The sequence below is a fragment of the Legionella qingyii genome (assembly GCF_003184185.1).
This window is the reverse complement of sequence record NZ_QHJG01000049.1, coordinates 1,673-24,264: the sequence shown is the minus strand read 5'-3', so window position 1 is coordinate 24,264 and position 22,592 is coordinate 1,673.

Sequence of the window (22,592 nt, the reverse complement as noted above, 5' to 3'; positions counted from 1 at the left end):
GTTTAGTTACCCAATCAGATCTGATTGAACTAATTTTACGGGGGAAAAAACCCCATCTCGGCCTAAAAAGATTAATTTAGAACTCCCACGAGTTTGAATGAAAGGTATTAGCGAGAAATTGTTATAAACTATGTTTTTCATATCTAATTCTTGAGTTATCTAGGATCAAGTACGCAATAGAGCCCGTCTGAGTAAGAGTAAAATACTCTCCCTAATTAAATGAACCAAAAGAAATTCCCTTAAAGCGCATTATTGTTAGACAAACGGAAGTAAATATTTTTCATAAAAACACTAAAGATGGGGTTACTTCTTTTAAACCCTACTTATTTTGTAGGTATAGTTCTATTATTAATATCTCGGGCGTCGAGGTTTATGTCTTTTAAATACTTTAACTTAGTCTATATTAAGTTACTTTTAAAATGGCGTTGATTTATTGTGGCTTCACTAATTACGGGGGTTGGTGTGTAGCGCGGTAAAATTATAGTGTAGTCCATCTTGAAATTTACAGTATCGTTTATTATTACACTAGTCCTTTTTTCTCTCATTCACTGACTAATAGTTTAGGTAATTTTATGAACATGGATGTTTTATTAAATTTATTAATGGATATTCACGATTTTTTCGTGAATTTTAATTACTATAATTATTATTTTTTCGTTGAGGATCTTGTTAATGTATTCTTTTCTTTGCCGAAAAATTACAGCATTTGGTAGGGGACAAGCCTAATTAAAACTGAGGGGTATAGAGTAAGTTAGGGTGAACTTAAAGTCATTTGTGAGGACTCCGTGATTTGTTTTCTTATTATTTCGAACAATAAAAACAATGTTCCCTTAACGAACCGAATGACCGTAAAACTTAATAAAGAACTTAAACATTGCATCCAAGAGACGGATAATTCAGTGAACAAACTCTGTTTTAAACTGGCGCTCTTCGAAGAAGTGGTTTATGATAAGGGTCTTATCTTTATGTTTAATTATTTTAACCTCGTTCACTTTTATCGTATATTATACGTTCACGACGCCGAAATGAACTTTAAGCCAGAACTAAGGTTAATAATTTATCAAGAAAATTCTTGGGGGTTCTTGAGTAATTTTAGTAAATACAGGAATAAATTGACTTAATAAGTTATAATAAAACAATGTTAGACATCGACACAAAGGATAAATCTTTCTATGTGAAAATATTAGAACCTTTTACTAATTACTTAGTTAAATTTAAAAATTTTTATTAATTAAAACTTATAGTTGATGTCTGGATGCTTAACTATTTCAGTAGTTAAGTTTTTCTGTATAGCGTAGATCTTAACTTCTTTTTATTAGTCGTTGATTGTGCTTGGCTTTGTCTATGAGATCTCAAAATGTTTGTTTCAAATTTTTAGAACTAACTTAGCTGGAAAGACGTTTAAATAAGAGTTGAGCTTCTCCGGAACATGGTACTCACATCGTTAGTTAATTAATTCTTTTTGCGTTCGTATAGTGCTAAACTTTACCGAGAATTTCGCGAACCTATATGATAACTATCACTGATGACCTTGCGCAATGAATTATAAAGATTTTAAGCATTAACGGATGATGTACCTTTACCTTCTAATCTAAGTCTGGCTATACCTTATCTGTGATTTCTTTGGTATTCACGGGAATTAAGTCTACGTTTGTGGCGAGATTAACTTGTTTGATTAAACTTTTTAGTACTCCTTCCTCAAAAGGCTTAATTTGAGTTACTTGTTAAAGAGGTAATAACAAAACAATTTTATTTTTTGAAATAATTAAGAGTTTTTATCTTAAAAATCAGTCGTATTTCGGTAGTTATTGTACATACAATATATTAGAAGTATCCCTTTCCTATTACTCCTAATCCATGAACTTGAGTACGAATTTATCTGACAGTAAATGACGTATTTTTTATTAAAACTGTAAAGAAGTGAACGTCTTCGTGTGGTGTTTTATAAATCGCGTAGGCATATAACGTCCCCAAACTATTATGTCGGTCTATGTACATTTAGGGACCACTACTCGAAAAGAAGTCTTCACATACACGATCATTCGTGCTTTTGGAATTATAGAGGTTTTAGTTTTGGAAAGGAATTGAAAAAGTTTTTTAGTTACGGCAAGTAAACTCCGTACAATTCTAGTTCGTTATAGTGTAATCCGAACTAAGATAAAAATGGTACTGCAGGTATATTGTATAGGTCACGGACAAAGGGTAAGAAACGATGTCGTTATAGTTGACGGAATAAGTAAAACCATTTGAGTGCAACGTATCAGAGTTATAGTTGCAGTAGTAGAAGATGCATGTTTTATAGTTGAACTCAGCAGTACAACTTAGAGGGATAGGAAATGTATACTTTGCTCATGTATTTAAGGTATACATGATGAAATTAATATTATATATAGTTGCAGCAGTCGAAAATGAGCCCCAAATAGGATCTTACTCTGACCCTGAATGGGCGTTCAAGAAAATCTTAGAGAATAAAAATCCTTATTAAGTATCCCATTAGTCCATATTCTTTACTTACAAACTCAGTATATCTACACTAGGAGCGGTTTCTATAGATATTAATTTTGTTTATCTTGAATTTTCTCATACTACTTAAAATTTTAAATTTACGTGCGTTACTTTCTATATGAGAAAATAAGACTTTTTCCTTTTTATTTTACAATTCTTGACGAAAATAAAAAAATCAATATCGCTAACAAAGTCCTATGTACCCTATATTTCCTTGGCGAGGACGTAGTTATAAATTACGTTTTTAACATAAAATATAAAGATGTTAATAAAAAGAGTATAATGACTAATATATAAAGAAAGTAAGTGGTTGTGGCCAAGGGTGACATCAACTTTTGGGGGAAAATCTAATTCCTTGAGTCTCAGAATGGTTGTCATTATTATAGAACGGCGAAATTTTTAATTTTAAAATTCCGCCGTCTTACGGTTCACGGTTACAAATAGTTATAAAATAACTCATTCTAATTAACTTAAACTCACGAGTCTTTGTCCATTCTTAACCCCGAGGTGACCTCAACATCCTCGTATATATGCAAGTCTCTTCTTATTACTAAAATAACCCAATTGGCTACTGCCGTTGAATCTACGGCGTAGACATAGCTCATAATAGCATTGCATAAATACTCGTATATTTCGCCAACGTCCATATAGAAGTAAGCCACTTCTTCGGCGTATTTGTCGTCTCTATTATAAACGAAAACGACTTGGACAGCGATTATTTATTGTACGAAATGACAAAACATCTTAACAAGGTTAAGGGTAACAATAACGTACTCAGCCCTGAAGTAGAAAACTGAACTTTTTAGCAACTAACCTCAGTGCTCAGAAAAGTAGATTGAACTAATCAGCACAAAATCTTAGGTTACTCCTCGGCCCAAGTAATTTTGGTTATACGGGCAAGTGTGGGTTTGGATTATCAACTTACAGATACGGTGGTCGGAGAAATTAGACAAGAAGTATAAAAAAGCGTACGAGGAGTTAATTGAGTTCACTGTGTCAAGGTAGTTCGTATACTTATAAAAGAAAAAATTATAAATGTACTAATTTTTTTACTGCTACGTATATCATTAATATTCTAACGAGTACCAAACCAAGGTTCGGGGTTATGAGTAGATTTAATTTACATTAGTGATTACTTTTTAGGTTTAAAAGAAGAAATACGTCTGCTTGATTAAGGAATATATTTCCAAGGCCTCACGAGGGACAACGCTCAGGATTTTGACATCCATAAAAAAAGAGTAATACAAGGTACTAAAAGAAAACTTAAAGAGCTCGTCGGGATGAACGGTATGGAAGTCCACAAAGGGATTGTTTTTACGCTGATTTGTATTTATAAAAGAGGCTCTCAAGCTCCGCAATATAGGCTATATTTGTTTTTCAATCCTATTTTTCCTTACCAACTAATTCTTACTAGTATGTTTTGGTAAGTAAGTAGAGTAAGAATATAAAACAATGTTAATGTTAACGCGTCCTACGGTTACTTATCATTTGTGAACTAAATAGCTGAATGCTAAGATCGGTTAAATCGTTTCCTTGAGATCCCGTAAAGGACTCCCCCAATTCAAGATTTTTTATAATCTAGGAATTGGCCTCAATTAGGGATACTCCCATAAATTTACGATTAATTTTTATAAATACAAATATTGCCACGTCCCTATTTCCTCAATTTTGTACACGTTTAATGGCTACTACCACATTTTCATGATAAGTTACAACTACTACTAAATAGGGGAGAAGTTCTTCTTTTTTAATAACTAAGATTTCCTAGGATAAAGAATTACGGCCCTTACAATCTACGGGTACAAGTGCCAGTTCCACCATAACTAAAGCGACTGAATCCGCTACTTTACCCACTGCTTGTTAACCTCACGTAACAATTTCGTGACCCTTTTTGACCTGAAAGAATGCGTAATCGATGAAATCATAGATACGGTTATGGGCGGAATTTTTTTAGTAACCGTTTTTAATTACTAAAATAAGTTTTTGTTCTCGTTTTAGGATGGCGTCCGGTGTGGGTTTAAGAACCCCACGTAGATCTCCCTGGGAAGTAGCGTTTTTTAACATTCCCCCGGGTACGACTTCTCTGTGATGTTCTGGCATAAAGATATCTTGTTAAATCTCTATAGTAATCGCATCGTGGGTTACATTTTGTTACCTTTTATTGGTAACGGGGACTAAATGGTCCGCGTCTTCTTAAATAATTTGTTTGTTTATTGGAACTTGTTCTTCCATAAAAACATTTTCATAAGTATCCTGTAACGTTAGGTCAACTATTTCTCCAGTAACCCGCACGACAATGTCGACCACGAACACCCAAATGTGTAGAGCCCTTACCAACGGTCCTTAGTACATCGGCTCTTTGTTCCCTTGAATGAAATTTACTGCGTGTTTCGGTGTAACAGGTTACCTATGAACTTTTAGGACTAGCAACGGGGCGACCGCAGCTCGAGTAACGCCTACCTCATGTAAATAGGCGAAGTAAATAAAGAGAATATGTTTTATGTTAATTTTTGTTTTAATAAGAACACTGACTACGGAATCCGGGATGACCGACGTTTCTACCTCGTATATTTGATCCTTGAGACCTATAAATGTTCCTTGTTTTATCAAAGATAAACCGTCTATTATTACCACTAAAAGACTACTTTTTTCCTTGAAATGGGAGACCTCTCGTTCCTAATCATTTTTGTGAACGTCCATCACGGCGGGGTAATAGTGAAACGCGCGTTTTTATAAAACTTAGTTACGTATTACTTAGTGGTCTTTTAGCATACCTAAGATACATAAGTCGTGAATAGTGGTTGGGGTCTTACCGAAGGAATAGATACCTATCCTATGTGTTAAATAGCCTACTGTTTTTAAAAAGATAAAAATTAGTATTACCCGTTGAATAAAATTCAAGTACATTACCATTGCATGACCTCGTAGTCGTTTATGTTACCGGATATAGGTCGAACGAAGTAATACCAAAAAATAATTTCGGGGGCCGATAGCTTCTTTCGGTAGGGCTTGCTCTTTAAGTAACGTGTACATTAATCTCCGTTCGCTTCTCGAAGAGAAGCGACGGCAGTGGCTTGAAATAGTCTTCGTTGTCCAAGATCGACTCAATATCGTGTAATTTGAAGTAACATTTTTTTGGATACGATATCAATATAATTAACTCAATTGCGATTATAAAATTGTTAATTCTTATCGAAATCTCAGGCAAAATGTTCGAACGTAGAGATTTTATACCCCATACAATCTACTCGTGAGTCGTTAGGTAAGCATAACCTGTCAGTTGAAGCGTTCTCGGTGTATGACGTCAGTCTCTCAAAGTACGCCGTCATACAGTTGGATTATACCTCGAACAAGAAAAAAAAACAAGTTCAGTAATACTGGAACTACGATATCGGTTACTTTATTTAAGGGAAAAAGGCTTACACTTTCATTACCCTACGTGGTGTCGTCCACTTTAACCCGGGTTACCAATATGGCTAGTATGGGAAAGTCCCCAATCGAAGCGGAACCTACCGAAATGTTGGCGACAACCTATGTATTTACTAAATTTTTTATAATTAATACTAAGTCCTGACCACAAACAATTATTAGATGAAGTTGTTGAACTTCGTGCTCGGGGAAGATGATTAAGATTTTTGTCGAAGCGAAAAAACAATCACCTACCTAATAGACTCGCGCTCCTTGTTTATTGAGTATAAAATGTCCTACAGAATCCTCCGTAATGTGAAAAACCACCAAGACGCCCGCTACTGGAGGCAAAATTCTTTTGCACCTAGAAACGACTTCCGCGAAAAGTATGACTAAGGCATCGGGAATAGAACCAATTATGTTAGATAGGAAAATTTGGTAAATTTCGTGTCGTAAAACATACACCCTTACTTTCCAACCAGCACTGGGTTCGTGTAGGACTCGTCGCATAACAGTTACTTTATTTGCCTATAGGCCGTCATCTTCTTATACGGGCATATCATTTTCGCGTTCAACTACTTGAACTAGGGTACTTTAAAAGGCGATGCGGTGACCACTATGCGTAGTTGCCTCAACTAATACACGCGAGATAAGTTTTTCGATTAGGTCTACCTTCGAATTTCAAAATGACACGTTAGCTATTACCAGACCAAAAATACCGCCGAGTACCTTAACTAGATTATTTTTTATAACTCGTTTGAAAAGTCCTTTAAGTTAGTAGATAACCGTTTGGCGTTAACCAGGACCGAACGCTAACGTAGGAAGCGTTAGACCTCTATGTCGCAGTCCCCAACTTTTTTCTACATCTTTTCTATAAAGTCTTATTAGTGCAGCAACCGAAATCGTGAATACCTCTTGTTAAGTTTCCGTAAGTATATTTAGTTTGCTAATGTCCGGATCGGTATCCACTTAATTTCCTTTTGGTGCTACGGACTTTTCTTATGAGAATTGTGATTCTTTCTTAACGTTCGTCTTTAGCTTGCGGAGTTATTTTATCAATTCCGTAACTAACTATCTCGTCTTGTTCTATACTTACGAGGCGCTTGTCTAAAACCTCATAAAGTTTTGTGTCAATAAGAACTTCTATTTCATTCTTTTGCGTGGGTTCTCGATCTTCTTCGTGAGGTTTATTTACGTTTCTATCGGGCACTAAATGTTGTTCGTTTTTATGTCCACCTCGTTTCGCTTGTCATAAATGCACTATAATGTAGACGTGAACCACTTCCTAATAATCAGTAGTTATTTCTCTTATCCGAACTTATACAATTACGGCGTCGCACGTCGTACGATCCAATACTACTTCGGCTTTACGAACCAGTTTTGCGGGTACTTGATAAAGTAGTAACGATAATATGAGTACTAGGGATAGGGTACCTCATAACATTTTTAAACCTTCATTATGTTTGTCTTTTTGGAATACGTTCACTACTACTAATAAAAACCGCATTTCTACCATGAACGAAGGGACAGAGAGATTAATGTTGGGGTTAATACAATTTTTTATTGTTTCCTTAACACTAGCGTAAAGTACTATAGTGAGTTAGGTAAGTGCTCGCTTTAGCAAATGCACTTTACGTTCGCCGATAGCTTGTTTCGGGTCATAGACATGACTAGCAACTATTTGTTTCTTGATAATAAATACGGTTAGGCGTTTAGTAGTTTAACTGTCCGATAAGATTTCTTCTCAATATACCAGTTTTTTGTCTATAAAAAGTATTATTGTACTGGGGTTCTTCGCATAATTGACTAAATACCTTTTTTTATGTTAGACCGTAAAGAACCTGACCGCTTGAAGAGATGGTGGCTTTTTTACCTTCACGCAAGACCGTTAGTACCTCATAACGTGGACATAAATTATGGGAACCTCTTTAGGTTGTAAAACATCCACATCCTCTCCTATAATCACTTTTTTTCTTCGACGTTAAAAACGAAGTCCTTTACAGAATAGAGCTACCTAATTGTCCTCATCGCTTAGCAGCAGCTAAGCTACTGAAGGAATTTGTCCTTACCTTTGCACGTAACGCAATAAGGTTTGGTTATCGTTAATAATACTACCTATAGCTAAAGAAATTCGCAATATTGCTGTCAGAACCAGTAGACCGACCACTACTACGAGATTTTGAACAACGAGTTCGTAATTTTTTGTCTCATTGGGCGTCGTGGCTGAACGAACGTGCTATACCTCCACTTCTCAAATGGACATAAAACGGTCTATGAGTCTACCTTCCACGTTAATTTAAACGTCTCAGTGACGCTGTTCGACAATCATTAAACCTTGATGGTGTAGGGCTAAGTCTACAAAGGGCAAAACAATGCTAATCGCACCCCCATCGCCCAACATAAGGGTTCCTACTATTGGGTTGGTTTGATAATTTGGAGCGACTGCTACGTTACATAGCACGTTTTTGCGATCCTGCTTTAGCACAGCTTAAGTAGCTAAATTAGTTTATCTACGTTCGTACTTGGGAATTAGAGATTAATACATACTTGACATCCAAAATTTATCTGGTTTGTGTTTTACGAGCGTTAGTTACGCCACTATGTCGTATTTTATTACCCGTTTTATTAACTATGTTGTTAGTCGTTTGGCGGTTATTTCGTTTATTACCGTAGTGGGTTACAGGCATTTGAATTAACACGGGGGTACTGAAGGGGAACTTACCGTCATACTCTGGATAACCTCTATACATAACAGTACCAACAACACTGCGAACATTACGATTTGGGTTATTCAGGTTTCTCGTTTTAGTACTAACTCCCTATAACTTTTCGTTGGTACCGCCGTTTTTAGTTTCATCATCGCTGGTACCGGTCTTATTATTAAAATACCTAGCCGTACGCAAAACTTTCTACGACGCCTTCGGTTCTCCGAGGATTTCGTTCACGCCGACTATTATGTCGTAATATTGGACGCTAGTAAGGACCTCTGTATCTGGTAAAGGGTCGCTCTATTTGACCCGGTTTAAGCATTTTATATAGGTGGCGTTTCCATTTATCACACGACTATTAGTCGTTTACCTAATTCACACCCACTAAAACTTTATTACTAAACTTAACGGCCTATTACAACTCAAATGAGTTATACGAAAGAAAAAGTCCAACCGCGTCTTAAAATACGAGGCCGTTAAAGGTGGTCCGTTCGGGGTCACAACATTAACTCCGATGACGACGTTGTCATTTTCCCTTACTGGTGCTTTTGGTCCCCTGTCGGACACTTAAACTATTATTGGGTGGTTACTAACCGGGTTATTATATCGGTTATGGGCGGTATGACAATTAGGACGGTTTTGAGTGTTTAAACAATTACCATCAATCAAGACTACGCTTACGAGAACGGTGTCGTTTTCAGGGAAGGTATTTAGGACAATTTTTCGCCGACTTATTATTCTCGGTTTTCGTCAAACAGGTTTTACTATACTGGCAATTCTCTATTGGGTCGCACGAAGGCTCGTTCGATTAATAGTCATAAAAAAATGCCGGCATGTTTAGTCTTGAAGCGGGGTTATACCCCCTTGGTTACTTAACAGGATCTCCCTTTTAACGTTCCCAATCAGGCTCGTTTTATGCGGACGACAAAAGTGAGGTAAGTCCTCTCTATTAGTTGACCAGCCTTCTCACATTTTTATCTCCGCCGTCTTACCCTATTCGTTATCTACTTGGTTATTTTGACTAATTCTGCTAGTCATTTTATTAGGTCTCGACAAAAGAAAGAACTCAATTAACGTACTGATACAAGTAAGAACCGGGATTTTGATTGGCCCGTTGGCTGAATTTTTTAGTGATAGTAAGATAGAAAAAAAAGAGCTGTCCAGCTATAAAAAAGTATTTCGTGTTAATAACCTAGTAGAAGCACCTTTTTGACTGACTGGAGTGCTGGTCAAAATCTAACGTTAATGGGTTACAGGAATAATGAAACCTAAAAAATATCTAGAGTACTTATTGTAGACGTTTGCGTAACCCTATTGTACATAGATGGTTCTCGAGTGTAACTTGTTACTTAAACAATGAACTATCACCATTCTAACTACATGAGTAAGGATAATTTGGGATACGGGGAAGGCTCTATTTTTTTATACGGCGGTCGTAAGGGATACGTCAGTCGTTTTATGTAAAATAATGGAGCTTCCTATCGGACTAGTTATTATGTTGCGAACGGTACGATGAACCGAAAGATTAAAACCACAAAATCTTTGTGTAGGAACTAAGGACAGAGAGTCCGTAACATTTCAGCGATTATGAAACTAAGCTACTAACTTTAAGAGGTGGGAGTATTTGTGAAGGTAACGGTAACATATTCAATGGTAGTGGTAACCTCATCCGTTAGTGAAATAAACAAAATAGTAGTTGTTATTATTTTCTCGCTAAAAGAGATCGGACTCGAAGTTTCTTTTATGGATGAAGAAGGACTCTGCCTTTTCAATTTCACTGAAAGGGTAGAAAAAGAAGTCCAAGAAATATGGTCGAAACGAGGGGTATAAAAGAAAATATCAGAAGTTATTAATCGAAATTTAGCAGGGGGAGTTGTGGTTGAAAAAAGTACCTTGGAAAAAAGCAATTGAGCACAAGGTAAACGACCGACGAGTAAACGTTTTTAAGAAATACGAACAAGAGTTCAAAGTAAAAGAGAACGTACAGAAAAACTAAATCTTGTGGCTCGAGAAGGACAAAAAAGAAATTTGAGTCATTAGCAAGTTGAAGAAAAAATTGGAGAAGAACTAAACGTGAGTACTTATTATGAGGTCGATAAAACTCACTAAAATCAGACTTTTAATTAGTGTTAAATAAACTTCAAGTTGAAAAAATGTCTAAATAATGTTTACTAAGTAACCCAAGTACGCGATTTCGATTAGCTCAATAAGTTCTATGCCAATTTTAATTGATATGAAATCAATGTTGGACGTAGCATAGCTTACCTAACTATTATGTACCTGTATTTATTTCATTTAAATTTAAATAACCATATAAAACTATGCAATAATTGTCTCACAAGACAAAGTTTTCGACGACTATTTAGTGTGGAATCAGTCCGTCGGTACTCATTTTAAAACTTCGTTAATTCCATATAAAAGCTGCTAGGTAATAAATAAGCACTTCGAGTACCGGAATTTGGATGTGGATCCCGGAATCGGCACTCGGGATTTTAATTTTGAAAAAATCGATTGCGATTACTTTAAAAACTTTTTCTACTTAAACTGGGAACGTGGCTTTGTCAGTCTAAATTAGATCAACATCCTTCAGTACCTCTCGAAGATTAAAATAGATTTAATAGACGAATAGATCGTGTTGTACGAGGATTAAAATAAAATTTTTGATAAACCCATAGCCTCTTGAATTTAGAACTACTTAACAATCGTTGGTGTCAACTAAATCGTTAATCACGGCTAAAAGAAGGAATACCTTGACAATAGTTGTTTCTCAAAAATGAACTTCTCCTTTACCGAACACGCTACGCATTCCGTGTAGGTGAACGGTTATTTGTCAACTGAGTTTTGGATGAATACTTTCGTCTAGTACACCTTTATGTTAAATAACTTTTTCGTAATGTCCTTGTTACCCGCCTAGGACCAGAATTTTCCTTATAATTTCATTGGCATAGGTTAAATTAATCGCGTGAACTCCATTAAGCGCTGTGTCTAATAGATCGTTAGCATGGCGCCGTAAATCGCTAACAAGATTTACTTTTCGTCCTAAAACTCTATTTTGGCGACGGTAAAGTTTTTTTCTCGAAATGCCAATTGTACAAGATAGTGTTTGCAAAATTGTTAATGTTTGGGGATGATACCGAGTACTTCTAATAATTTCTTGTGACGGAGATTTGATGTATTCTGAGTAGGGTAATTTTTGCTATTATTTTGTTCTTAAGTTATTAATATTGGCGAATAGCCGACTTCACTTTTTCGAGTACCCCGCTATAGGACAGTTGTACTATCGGGTTTGTGCCTTCTATTGGTCGCGTGTTTAACGGCGCTTACAACTTACGCTATTGGTGAAATGGAAACACGGCGAAGATGGTCGCGGGCCCACCCCGAAACAATTCCCACCCGTTAGACGGTCACCTCACGGACAGACTTTAAGACTGTGTTAAACGTCCTGTTGGGGTACAACGTTCAATGGAGAGTGGTGGCTTATAATGACCGGCAACTCGGCCAACTACACGCGGTCTCGTGTCCACATGAAGTATGACCAGACTACGGGGGATAGTACCGTCGCATAAGACAAAACATTTTATTGGTCCACACGGCCGGGGCCTAGCCCTAAGTCCCGTGCGAGTTCCTATAACAATAGTTCCCCTCGTGGACGTTGGGCATTCTTAACCCAGTCAAGTACGGTCACAAAGTCGTATATCGCGTACCGGAACACGTAACACTTAAGGAATTACGGCTGTCTGTTTAGTGACCGGAGTTAGCGACGATATCGGCGAAGTTATAGTAGGGCCCAAAACAGATGATAGAAACCGTCAAGTGCTGATAATCCGCTTTGAATCTATAGTTTTATAAATTATACTATATAAGTATGTTAGTTAACCTGCTTAAAACAAGAAAACCAAATTTTAAGTTAGAACGTCGATAAGGCTTTATAAGTCAGTAGGTCCTTTTTATCAAATTATTTTCTGACGTATTTATCTAACGCATATAAATATTAAAAAATGATTCCTATTAAAATAATACGATCGTTTTCAAAAACTTTAGCGGCTTAACGTTCTACTTTTCGTCTAACGTAGCCCGAGTAGCTTTCTAGGCCGCAAATACGCACTCCTTAATTTTTTCGCCGACTTACGGTGTCGTCAATCGGAGATGGGGCGTCGTCGACTTGGACAAGTCCAACAGCTACCTATAAGACTAGAACCTGTTTAACTCACCGTGTTCTAAACGGTCCTGTAGGTCTTACCGCTATGACTACGTTATAATCTTAACTAATTATGTTTGGGTGAGTTGCAATTACCTTCTCTAGCACCACCAAGATGACATGAAGAACTTCGTCAGAAACTTCCTTTTCAACTCTATCAATTCGAAGAGTAAGTCTTGCCTCGTTCAGAGGTGGTTTGTCTATTAAAAGGAAGTCGACTTACACCATTTTGACGAAACCTTGTACGACATGTTAGTTTCTTGTTTCTGTAGCATAATGAAAATGACGTTCGTCCGCGGGATAAGTTAGAACTACTGGAGTAACCTACACGAGTTTTTTCGCGTCGAGGTTTTTAGGAATTAGATAACACAGTATACTCTCTAATATTAGAATTACGATGAGTTCGATTACGTAACTACTTACGACCACGACCTCGGACCTGCACCTATAATGTTCCTAAACGGTGTTTATAACTTGATGGAAAACTGGAGAACTAATTATGATGTAGACTTAATGAACCAAATCCAGAAATACTATGAACGGTTCACTACGATCCCCAGAACTTATTTAAATCGAACGAGGTTTTACGAACGAGAGGACATGTTGGTTGTGTTCATTCAAGCTGAAGAAACTCAAATAAAAGCTATTTTGAGGGTGAACTATTTAATCTCAATTAATTTCTGAAATATTTTCTCCTCAATCTTCTTGTACCATAATGTTTATTTCCGGTCATGTACCTTACGTTTGGACCAATATATTTTCTAGCTCATATACCGACAGTGGAACCATAACCACGTTCATGTCCGACACGAATACAGTCCCTATCTAAAAAATCATATCTTGATTCTCTTCCGTTCCAAACAACGAGGTTCCGATAATGAGTATTACCTTTATCATAATGTACCGTCCGTTACTGTTTCCTCCTTTAATGTTTTCTTTAATACTTACCATTAAGTAATTAATCAGTATAATAATTGGTGGTCGTTCGTTTTGTTCTTCGTTTTTTGTGAGGACTCATGGTAATCTTTAGAATTCGGCCGTGCCTTCAATAAAGCACGGCTTTAGGGAGTTAAATATCCCATCCCAAATAACTCGCGAATGCGTGAGTAGCGGGAAGAGGAGACTTATTTAGGACCGTTATGATAATGTCTTCTATTTTACTTGGTCTTCTACTCCAACGACATCGCGAAGGAAATGCCACTGTAGCAGCTTGGTTCCGAAAGAACGGGATTCGAGTAATAATGTAGTAATACCCAAAAATATTTAAAACATTTCGACAGGTACTAAAAAAATATAAAAAGTCCTTCTAAGTAAAGACGACCGTTCAGACTTAACTGTTAATTGAGAAGTCTGTTTAGAACGTTGAGCGGACTATTTATAAATGAATTTCATAAGTCTTGTAGGTAACGAAATGTATGACCGAGTTTAAGTATATGTAGTATCAGTGGGAGATCACGTAATAACTTAACTAAACATATAAGTAAGTGTAGAAATCAATTATTTTATTCTAATAACTCTATAAGAGCTAGAGGGTCTACGAATACGTAATTAACGGTTTGACAAAAGCCATTTAAAGAACTCAGAAGTCCATACGCTTGTTAGAGTAGACGTTTATTTCCTAAAAAAACCTCACTGCGATGTAATAGGTCACAATTTCGAGAGCTAAAACGGTCCTAACAATTACGATACTTTATTAAAAGACATCATAAAAGTACACCCTAATCCGTTAGTTTTTTAAAAACTAACTACGATAATGTTATATATTCCGAAAGGGGATTATTTCCTATTCGTTAATTTAATGATTATAAAGGACCGCAATTATAAAACAATCACCTATTAGGTATTTCTGGGACTCGTTCCCACTCACGTAAAAGACCTACTCGATTCTACTGGGGATATAAAAGGAGACAACGTTTTAAAAAGCTTATTTCTTTTTACATTCGGAGACGTTGCAGTTAGGGAAGTAAGGAGTGGTTTGACTATGTTTTATTTACGACAAGATATAAATCATGTCTTGCTATAAAAAGATCGTTTAGGTCCTCGCATAAAGGAAAAGATGGGTTTCTCTACTCGAGAACTTATTGCCAGAACCTCTCTCGTAAATAAACTTTAGAAACATCAAATAACTCATTCACTGGTATTAAATATAGCCGTAATTTTTTACACACCGAGCAAAGACATTTGGTACCGAGTTTATTTAGTTTTTAAAGACCCGTTAAATTAAACAAACTTTTGGACTTTTGGACTAAATGAAACCTTCGTATTAAGCCACATAAATAGTCAAGTATGAGGAAAAACCTCAATATGACTAAGTCTCTTCAGTTTAATTGATAACGGAGCCTGTTTAGGCTATTTAGAAAAAGAGGCTTCACATTGTCAACTCACTGATAGAGCCATAAATCTAAAAGATACGCCAAATTTTATATGGTTTTTAGAAGCCCATTTCCAACGAAAAGTCCGAAAAGGGTTAATTAGGTTTCGCTCTTTAAAAAGAATAGCTAATTTATCCAACGCTAACTTAGTTTTCAGAGAAAGCTTATATATAATAGCTCCGGATTTATTAAGCGTTTAAGAACACATCAGTTTCCGTTCCCAAAAAGATGGTTTGATAGGGTTAGTAGTTCGTTCCGAAAAACGGTTCAAAAATTAAACAATAACAGATTTATCTGTTCTATAACTAAGTTTCTTAGGCTTATAACTATTGGAAGGAAGTAAAAAAGTCGAAAAAGGTCATGAAATAATGGTTTAAATAGTCCTCAAAATGGGGGACATGGTTACCATTGGGAATGTTATAAAAGTAGAGAAACTCAATTGAGAAATGATTTCCTGAGATTATCAACGTGACGTTAAAGTAACAGACTACGAGAATTTAAAAGGGTTCTTAGTTTATGGTCTAATAATAATGACGATTAGGTCCGTATCGGAACCGGTTGTTAAACTTTTAGACTTATTAATTAAAACAACAGATATTCGCCTAAACTAACGAATGAAGGAAAATTGTAATGTATTTTGGGTAACAAACCGTCACATTAGGGTAGTTATTGTGTAGCAAGTCTTACGGGTGGTTACCTAACCGTTGTCCGACATTCATCGGGATTTTTTATACGGGATTCCAGTAGATAACCATTAAATTGGTTTACCATAAGTCCTTTTAAATATCATAATGGTAAATACACTTATAGGCCCTCTAATAGACATGAGAAAGAAGAAAAAAGATTAAGGTTTGTAACTAATTTGTTTAATAATAGGTCAAATAATCGTATTTTATTTCGACGGTAAAGTCCTACAAACCTCCGTAAACCCATATGATAAAATCGTCGATCATAAACACGAAGACGTTAGCACCGTCCGCGCGCTAATAGTAAGTAAAGGAGCTACAAACGACGGACAACTTTTATCACATATGGAACATGTCCTATAAAAAAATATTTACAATGGGTAGGTGAGTTTAGTTCTAACCTAAATAATAACTGTCCTTACCCACTATGATTTGATAGTACATGACCGAATTGGTTTAGACCTTTATCAAAATTTACAAAAAGTTTGTAACTTTTTCCTCTAGGAGCGGGAAAAAAGTTAGGTTTGGTCTGGTCATAAAATATTCGTAAAAGACGGCGGTTGCTTAAAAGAAGCAGCAATAACAAAAGTTTCATCAGTGGTTAATTAAAGCATGGAAATTTGTTTTATTACTTCACAAAAAAACGGTTTAGAAGAACTAAAAATCACTTTATAAATATAAAAACTAAATTTCTTAGTTTATAGAGAGGTTAAAAAAGCAGAAATCCTTTATTGTTTCTTAGGTCTTTCAGTCAACCAAATTAATTTCCTAGCCAACTTAAGGGTATGTTGTGGAGAAGGTCTAGAAATCGGACGTTGTAAGAATTACTTATAGATTTTACGAGTCTAAAACTTAAATCTTGAAAAAGTTTAACCCGAACACAATTGAAAAAGAAGAGGCTAAAACGTGATAGTAGGACTAGTGACAATATGGTGAAATAAGGCAGTTTTTATATTGATATATTTCAAGGATATCTATTTCAAGGATATCTATAAAGAAAACCGTAATACACGGAGGTGTTATTATAAATAAATCTATCATATCAATTAAATATTTTTTGACTAAAAAGAAGCCCTTGACGACTGCACTATCGACTAGAACGGGCCCTTTTAACCTGTGGAACAATTCGTTGAAATCATGTACGTGGCCATGACACAACCCGTGCTTGTTACGAGGGCAGTTACTTGAGGGTAAGTTCTAGCCCTAGCACACGTTCACGGAACTTTTAAAGGTAGTTAAACACATTTAGTCGCACGTTTTTACGGGGGGGGATTTATTAACAATTTGATTGGCAACTACAAGTGAAAGTCAGTTAAATGGGGCATAAAAAGAGTAACTGAGAGGAAAGTTTAAATTAGCTACCCGCAATACGTGGACTGCTAGGTCTTATCGCAGTCGGTCACACAATAGCGGTTATGTCCGTATGGATGAAGTGCAATTTCTTACTTAACCTATCTTAGAGTCTTTATTCTTTTTTAAGAGCCCAAGAACGAGTTCGTAAAGCATGATTTAGCAGTAACAAGTCATGTAATGGACTTCCCGAAAATGTATCTCATCGGAGAAATTGTCCTTTTTTACTCTTACGATAACTTCTTTCACTCAGTCTATAACTTTATCGTCGTTTGCGTAAAAGTTTTGGGTTAATTGTATGAAGTATTTCGACGAATATGAAAATTATTCGTCGGATTACAATGAGTTAAGTTATTTTCCGCATAAGTAGTATTTAGGTTCGCGTAATGTCCGATTTAATTCAAGCTGAATGGATGCTAAAGGAGAAGTTTTTTAACCTCTCCTTATCGCGAGTGTAGTCTACTTAAATTGCTTATGAGATACACGAGTTTTTCCTCCAGCAATTAGTGGTCGCGGTCATGTCTATTTTGATTGCACCAATTGTTTATTCGAGGTATCGAGTATAGTTTGCACTTGCGCTTTTATCTACGATCTTCATTTGGATTTGGCCATCGGTAAGATAAAGATAATCAGAATAAGTTTATTTTGCGAGGCAAAACAAGTACGGTGTGAGCAACACGTAAGAAGTTAACTCATTCGGAAGAAAGGAATATAAGCACTATTAGTCTCCTAAAAACAGCGTCTAGCAATATAAATACTCCTCTTTTTTTCGTTAACCGTAGGTCCGAATAAGGTAATTTTGCAACCGTTGAATTTCGTTTTCTGTTTTATAGAAAACCCAATTCTTATATTACAAAGAGAAATAAGACTCATAATTCTTAGCGATTGTCGTAAAGTAATCGTTCAAATAGTTTTCCTGAAACTAAAACAACTAGCCATAACGCGTAGCTGATAAGGAACAAAAATCGTATGTGGAAAGTGAGAACACCAAGGAACCCAAATTCTTGTAACGCTTGGGCGAAACGTTTCGTCTTTAGTAGAACAGTGTTTAAATTTTATCTACCATCTATTTTGTGCGACCGTAGCGTTGCTAGTGCCTGTTTTACAGGATATTAATTTGTATAGGTAGGAAACACCCTCGAGGAGTACAATTTGGGTAGGTAATCTTTTATATACTTTTGAGTACTATAAGGTATATTCTGTTAGTCAGTAGGGTCTCGGATATGGCGTAGCGTTACACGTGTTCGTCGTGTATAATTCCCTTTGGTAAAACGATTTAGACATCAACAGTTTGACCTACCATTTAAATGTGAACAGCGTTAGGGGCGGTTATGCGCTGACTTAAATCTAGATAATTTTTTCCTCTGAGCTCGTTTTGCGCGTCTCGAACGATTTCTCAAGCTTAAAGTTCTGTTTAAATTTCTGACGCTTCAACCGCGCTATGGGGAAAAACCACTTGAGATATTATACCTGCAGATAGAACGTCTATCAGAACGCGTATTCCTTACCGAGCAGAAATTGCGTCCTTTGGTACTAGTTGACGATTTTTAGTTTTCTCTGCTAAAAAATTTGGACCAAGTAGGCTTTCGCAATAACGTTACGATTTTTACGTCAAAACACACCCTCTCACCAAAGAATAGTATGTTTAGAAACTTAACTACGAAATTCGTTTATCTTTACTTAACGAGTAGGATTCGGTACCGAACCTTATTTATCCACATATACGAATTATTTTGCTTATCGGGAATTATTTATGAATTCCAAATGTATTATACTAATATTTATTGAGCAACTATCCCCTCAATCTTTTCGTACAGTTTTAGGTTTTTACTCGGTGAGCTATATCAACTGCTTCAATCTGAAGAGTAGTTATTTTATGCTTGGAATTTTTTATGGGTTAAAGTGTTTGAGTTTGTTGGACTCAAACCTCTTTACGTTAATTCACCCTATCAGGTTCTTAGAAAGAAGTTTTTTCAAATGTTAAGTTATGGTAGTTTATATGTCGGACTATTTTTTAGTCTAAGCTCCCCCTCCGTCATACTAGTTTTTAGTCTAAATCTCCACCTACTCCGCTTACTAAACACCTACCTTGAATCGTCTTAAAAAAACGTTAATCTTAATCTGTAATTAAGGTAACGAAGTGAAGGTCTTCTTCTTGCGAATGGGTGTGTTTTTCGATAAAATCTTTTGCGGAATCTTTTTTATCTTGAATTTAAGCGTTCTCGTTAACGCTAACTACGTCTATATTTTAGGAAGCTTATGTCATTCGCTCTATGTATACGACACTACGTCAGAGACCGTTCCCTTTTCTACCAAAATTAACTTTTTGCTTAATTCTCGTTTGATTCAAATCCTAGTAATTTTGTTTTTACCGTTCTTCGGCGTCGTTAATAGTTGTTTCTCAAAGTTGTTCTTGGCTGCTCGGTTCTAATACACTTAGAAAATTTACGCTACATAGTTAATCTTCTTGACCTTTTTTTTATAGTATCTTTCTTTTTTTAATTTCAACACCTATAACTTCTTCGGGTTTTGTTTCTACTCTCGTTAACCGAGAGTCTTAATTTTAGGGGTAATTAAAGATATTAGTTGTCGCTTAATTTGCTACTCTAGTCAAGCGAGAGTCTTAATTTACGGAGTAATTAAAGATGTTAATGGTCGGTGAATTTACAAGAAGCTTAGAATCTTCGATGTTTTACCCTCTTTGAATCAGAAGTTGGGAAAAGCGTTTTATTACGGGAACGTTTCGATCTTTTAAAAATAGCGTGACGTAATCCGTTAAAAAGACGTTTAAAGCACCATCTAAAAGAAAGAGGTAAATGGTCTTCTGAGTTGCTTTAGAAGCCACTCCTCTTATTTCTTCGTCTTGACAATTTTGTTCTTCATCTACAGGTTAATGAGGTTGAGGTTCTTCTCTACTTGTTGAAACGAGTCCTTCACCTTTTTGAGGACCGCCACTTTAATCTTTTCCTTGCGCGAGATGTTCTCCTTGTAGCTTTATCTAATTTTTTTAATTATCTAGCTGGTAACGTTCTTTTCTTAGTCGTTCTTGAAAAACTTTCTGTTTTATTTCGTAACCTTCTTTCAATAGATTCTCTTCGCTTAGTTAAAAAACTTTCTGTTTTATTTCGTAACCTTCTTTCAATAGATTCTCTTCGTTTATTTAATAATCTTTCTGTTTTATTTCGTAACTTTCTTTGCGACCTATTTCATATAGGCTATTAACTATTTTATTATCGTTAGCTATTCCATAATCATCGAAAATTATTTAGGCTATTTGTTCTACTTAATAAATCTCGTTTTTTTCATCTTAAAATACTTGTGATGCTCGGTGAGGATTTTCTTCGCCGGCTGGAACTTTTTTTTGACTAAAACCTTAATTTCTTGTTTTTACCAGGACTCTAACTGCTAGACTTTGTTCTCTACTTAGTCAATTAGGTTGGCGATAAGTTACGTGTATTTTTTTAGCTCCGCCAGTGGCTTGGGTTCGAACCTCTAATGTCGGTAGACAATTTATCATAAAAACTTAACTTGTGTCGTCTCCTTTTCTATTTCTTTTAAAAGTTTCTTTAACTTCTTTCTTAAGGGGTTGTTTTTTCTCTTTTAAGTTATTCTCTCCTTAAACGTTGATTTTCTCTTTACGAAGAACTTTAACTACGTGCCTACTTCAGTTCGTTATGAGTTAAATTTTTGGTTCTTCATGTTTTGCTGCATTAATTCGAGGACCTGCGAAATTAGGGAGCTAAGCTCCTTCTAAACTGAGTGCGAGGATAATTTGCTCAACTTCTTCTTGAGCTACGGTAATTGAGTTGCGAACTTGCGAACTTACTTAGAGAGGAGTTTCGTTTTCATTGAGTTTTTCATCGAGTCGTTGTGAAATCCAAAAATACGTTGTGTATAGCGTCGTGTCTAAGGGATAGTTTGTGGTACTTTGTCAATTCTCTACGAGGGTTAATAGCGCTACAAGTCTATTGTTAACTAGTATGAGTTATGTGTGTTGAATTTTTATAAGAATTAGTTCTCCTGAACCAATATCAGCGCCTTCTAAAACTGAAACTGTGTCTCTAATTAGTAGATTGGGATACCAGTGCGCTTCTCGATCATTGGATAACGTTTGTCTAACGGCTTAAACAGCTATAATGTGATTGACCTCCATAGCTACGAATAAGTGGTTTTATGTTACGGTTTCTGTAACGCTTAAAACTTCTGCGTTACCGAAAACCGTGAGTTCGGCGAAGAAGCGTTCACTTAGGAGAACGGAAGAAATTAGTTTACGTACGTAAATAAAGACAACGGAGACTACTATGGCTACTAGAGCTATCTCGCTAATTTCGGTAGATACGCTCAGCGTGTGCCTATGTTCGAGTAAAATTTGTTGTTATAGGTCTGCAACTATAACTTCGTTACGGTTGTAAAGAATGACTTGACGTTAAAAGCCGCCTCTAACGGTCAGTTCAGTCGTTACTACTAGCTGTCCATGTTTAGAACTAACTATATGTGTTACTCCCACTAGAACTTCGTAAAAACGCAGTCCTCGACGTATGTATAGTAATGGATGTCGTTCTGCACCTATAAGGTTCGTCGCTCGACCGAGTTGTAATATTAGAGAGGCTAAATAGACGCAATTCCAGGTCGGCACTAGAGTAATGATGTCCGAAGTTTCACGTAACCAATTGGCATTAAGTGTTTGTTTAACTTTATCTTGTTCGGCAGTTAGGTTTAAGATTTTATTACCGGCTTAATGAGGCGAATCTCGTTAAACACCGCAGTGCGGGGAATATGCTGAAACATAGATTATTTAACAACTCGTTATATCTTTTACTCCATTTGTTTGATTTTGTTCTCGTCTAACTGATATCAAAATTAGTGAAAATACTTTATGTCGTCTAGCGTAACCCCGTTAGAAGTCGTTTTTTAGAACCGCCCGTCCTACGTGGGTGTTGACTACAACGTCTTTTCGATTCAGCTAATTTTCCTTTTTAATCCCTTTTACGGGTTTGAGTGGGTAATTTCGTTCTCAGCCAAAGGAACGTTTCTGAACCCAAAGGCGTCCTAAAAATAAGGGATTATCCTTTTTCACTCCTAAAAAAATTTACCAACCTGCAAAACGTTCCTAGCAATCCTCTTTGATTACAAGTTGAGTATAGGCTTCTTCTATTTGTCAAAGAAGTTCTCCATTGGGTTGGACTAACCAAGTTCTTTAATCTGCTTCTTTAGTTGTCATAATATAACTGGCGCGGGCTCCTACGTCTCGTCACGAAATTTGATCATTCGTCTAATTTCGTTGCACTTCGTGTTAAAGTTTCTAATAGATATTAAGTACTATTTACCTCCCCCTACTATCTATTCCATGATCTTCGGACGGGGG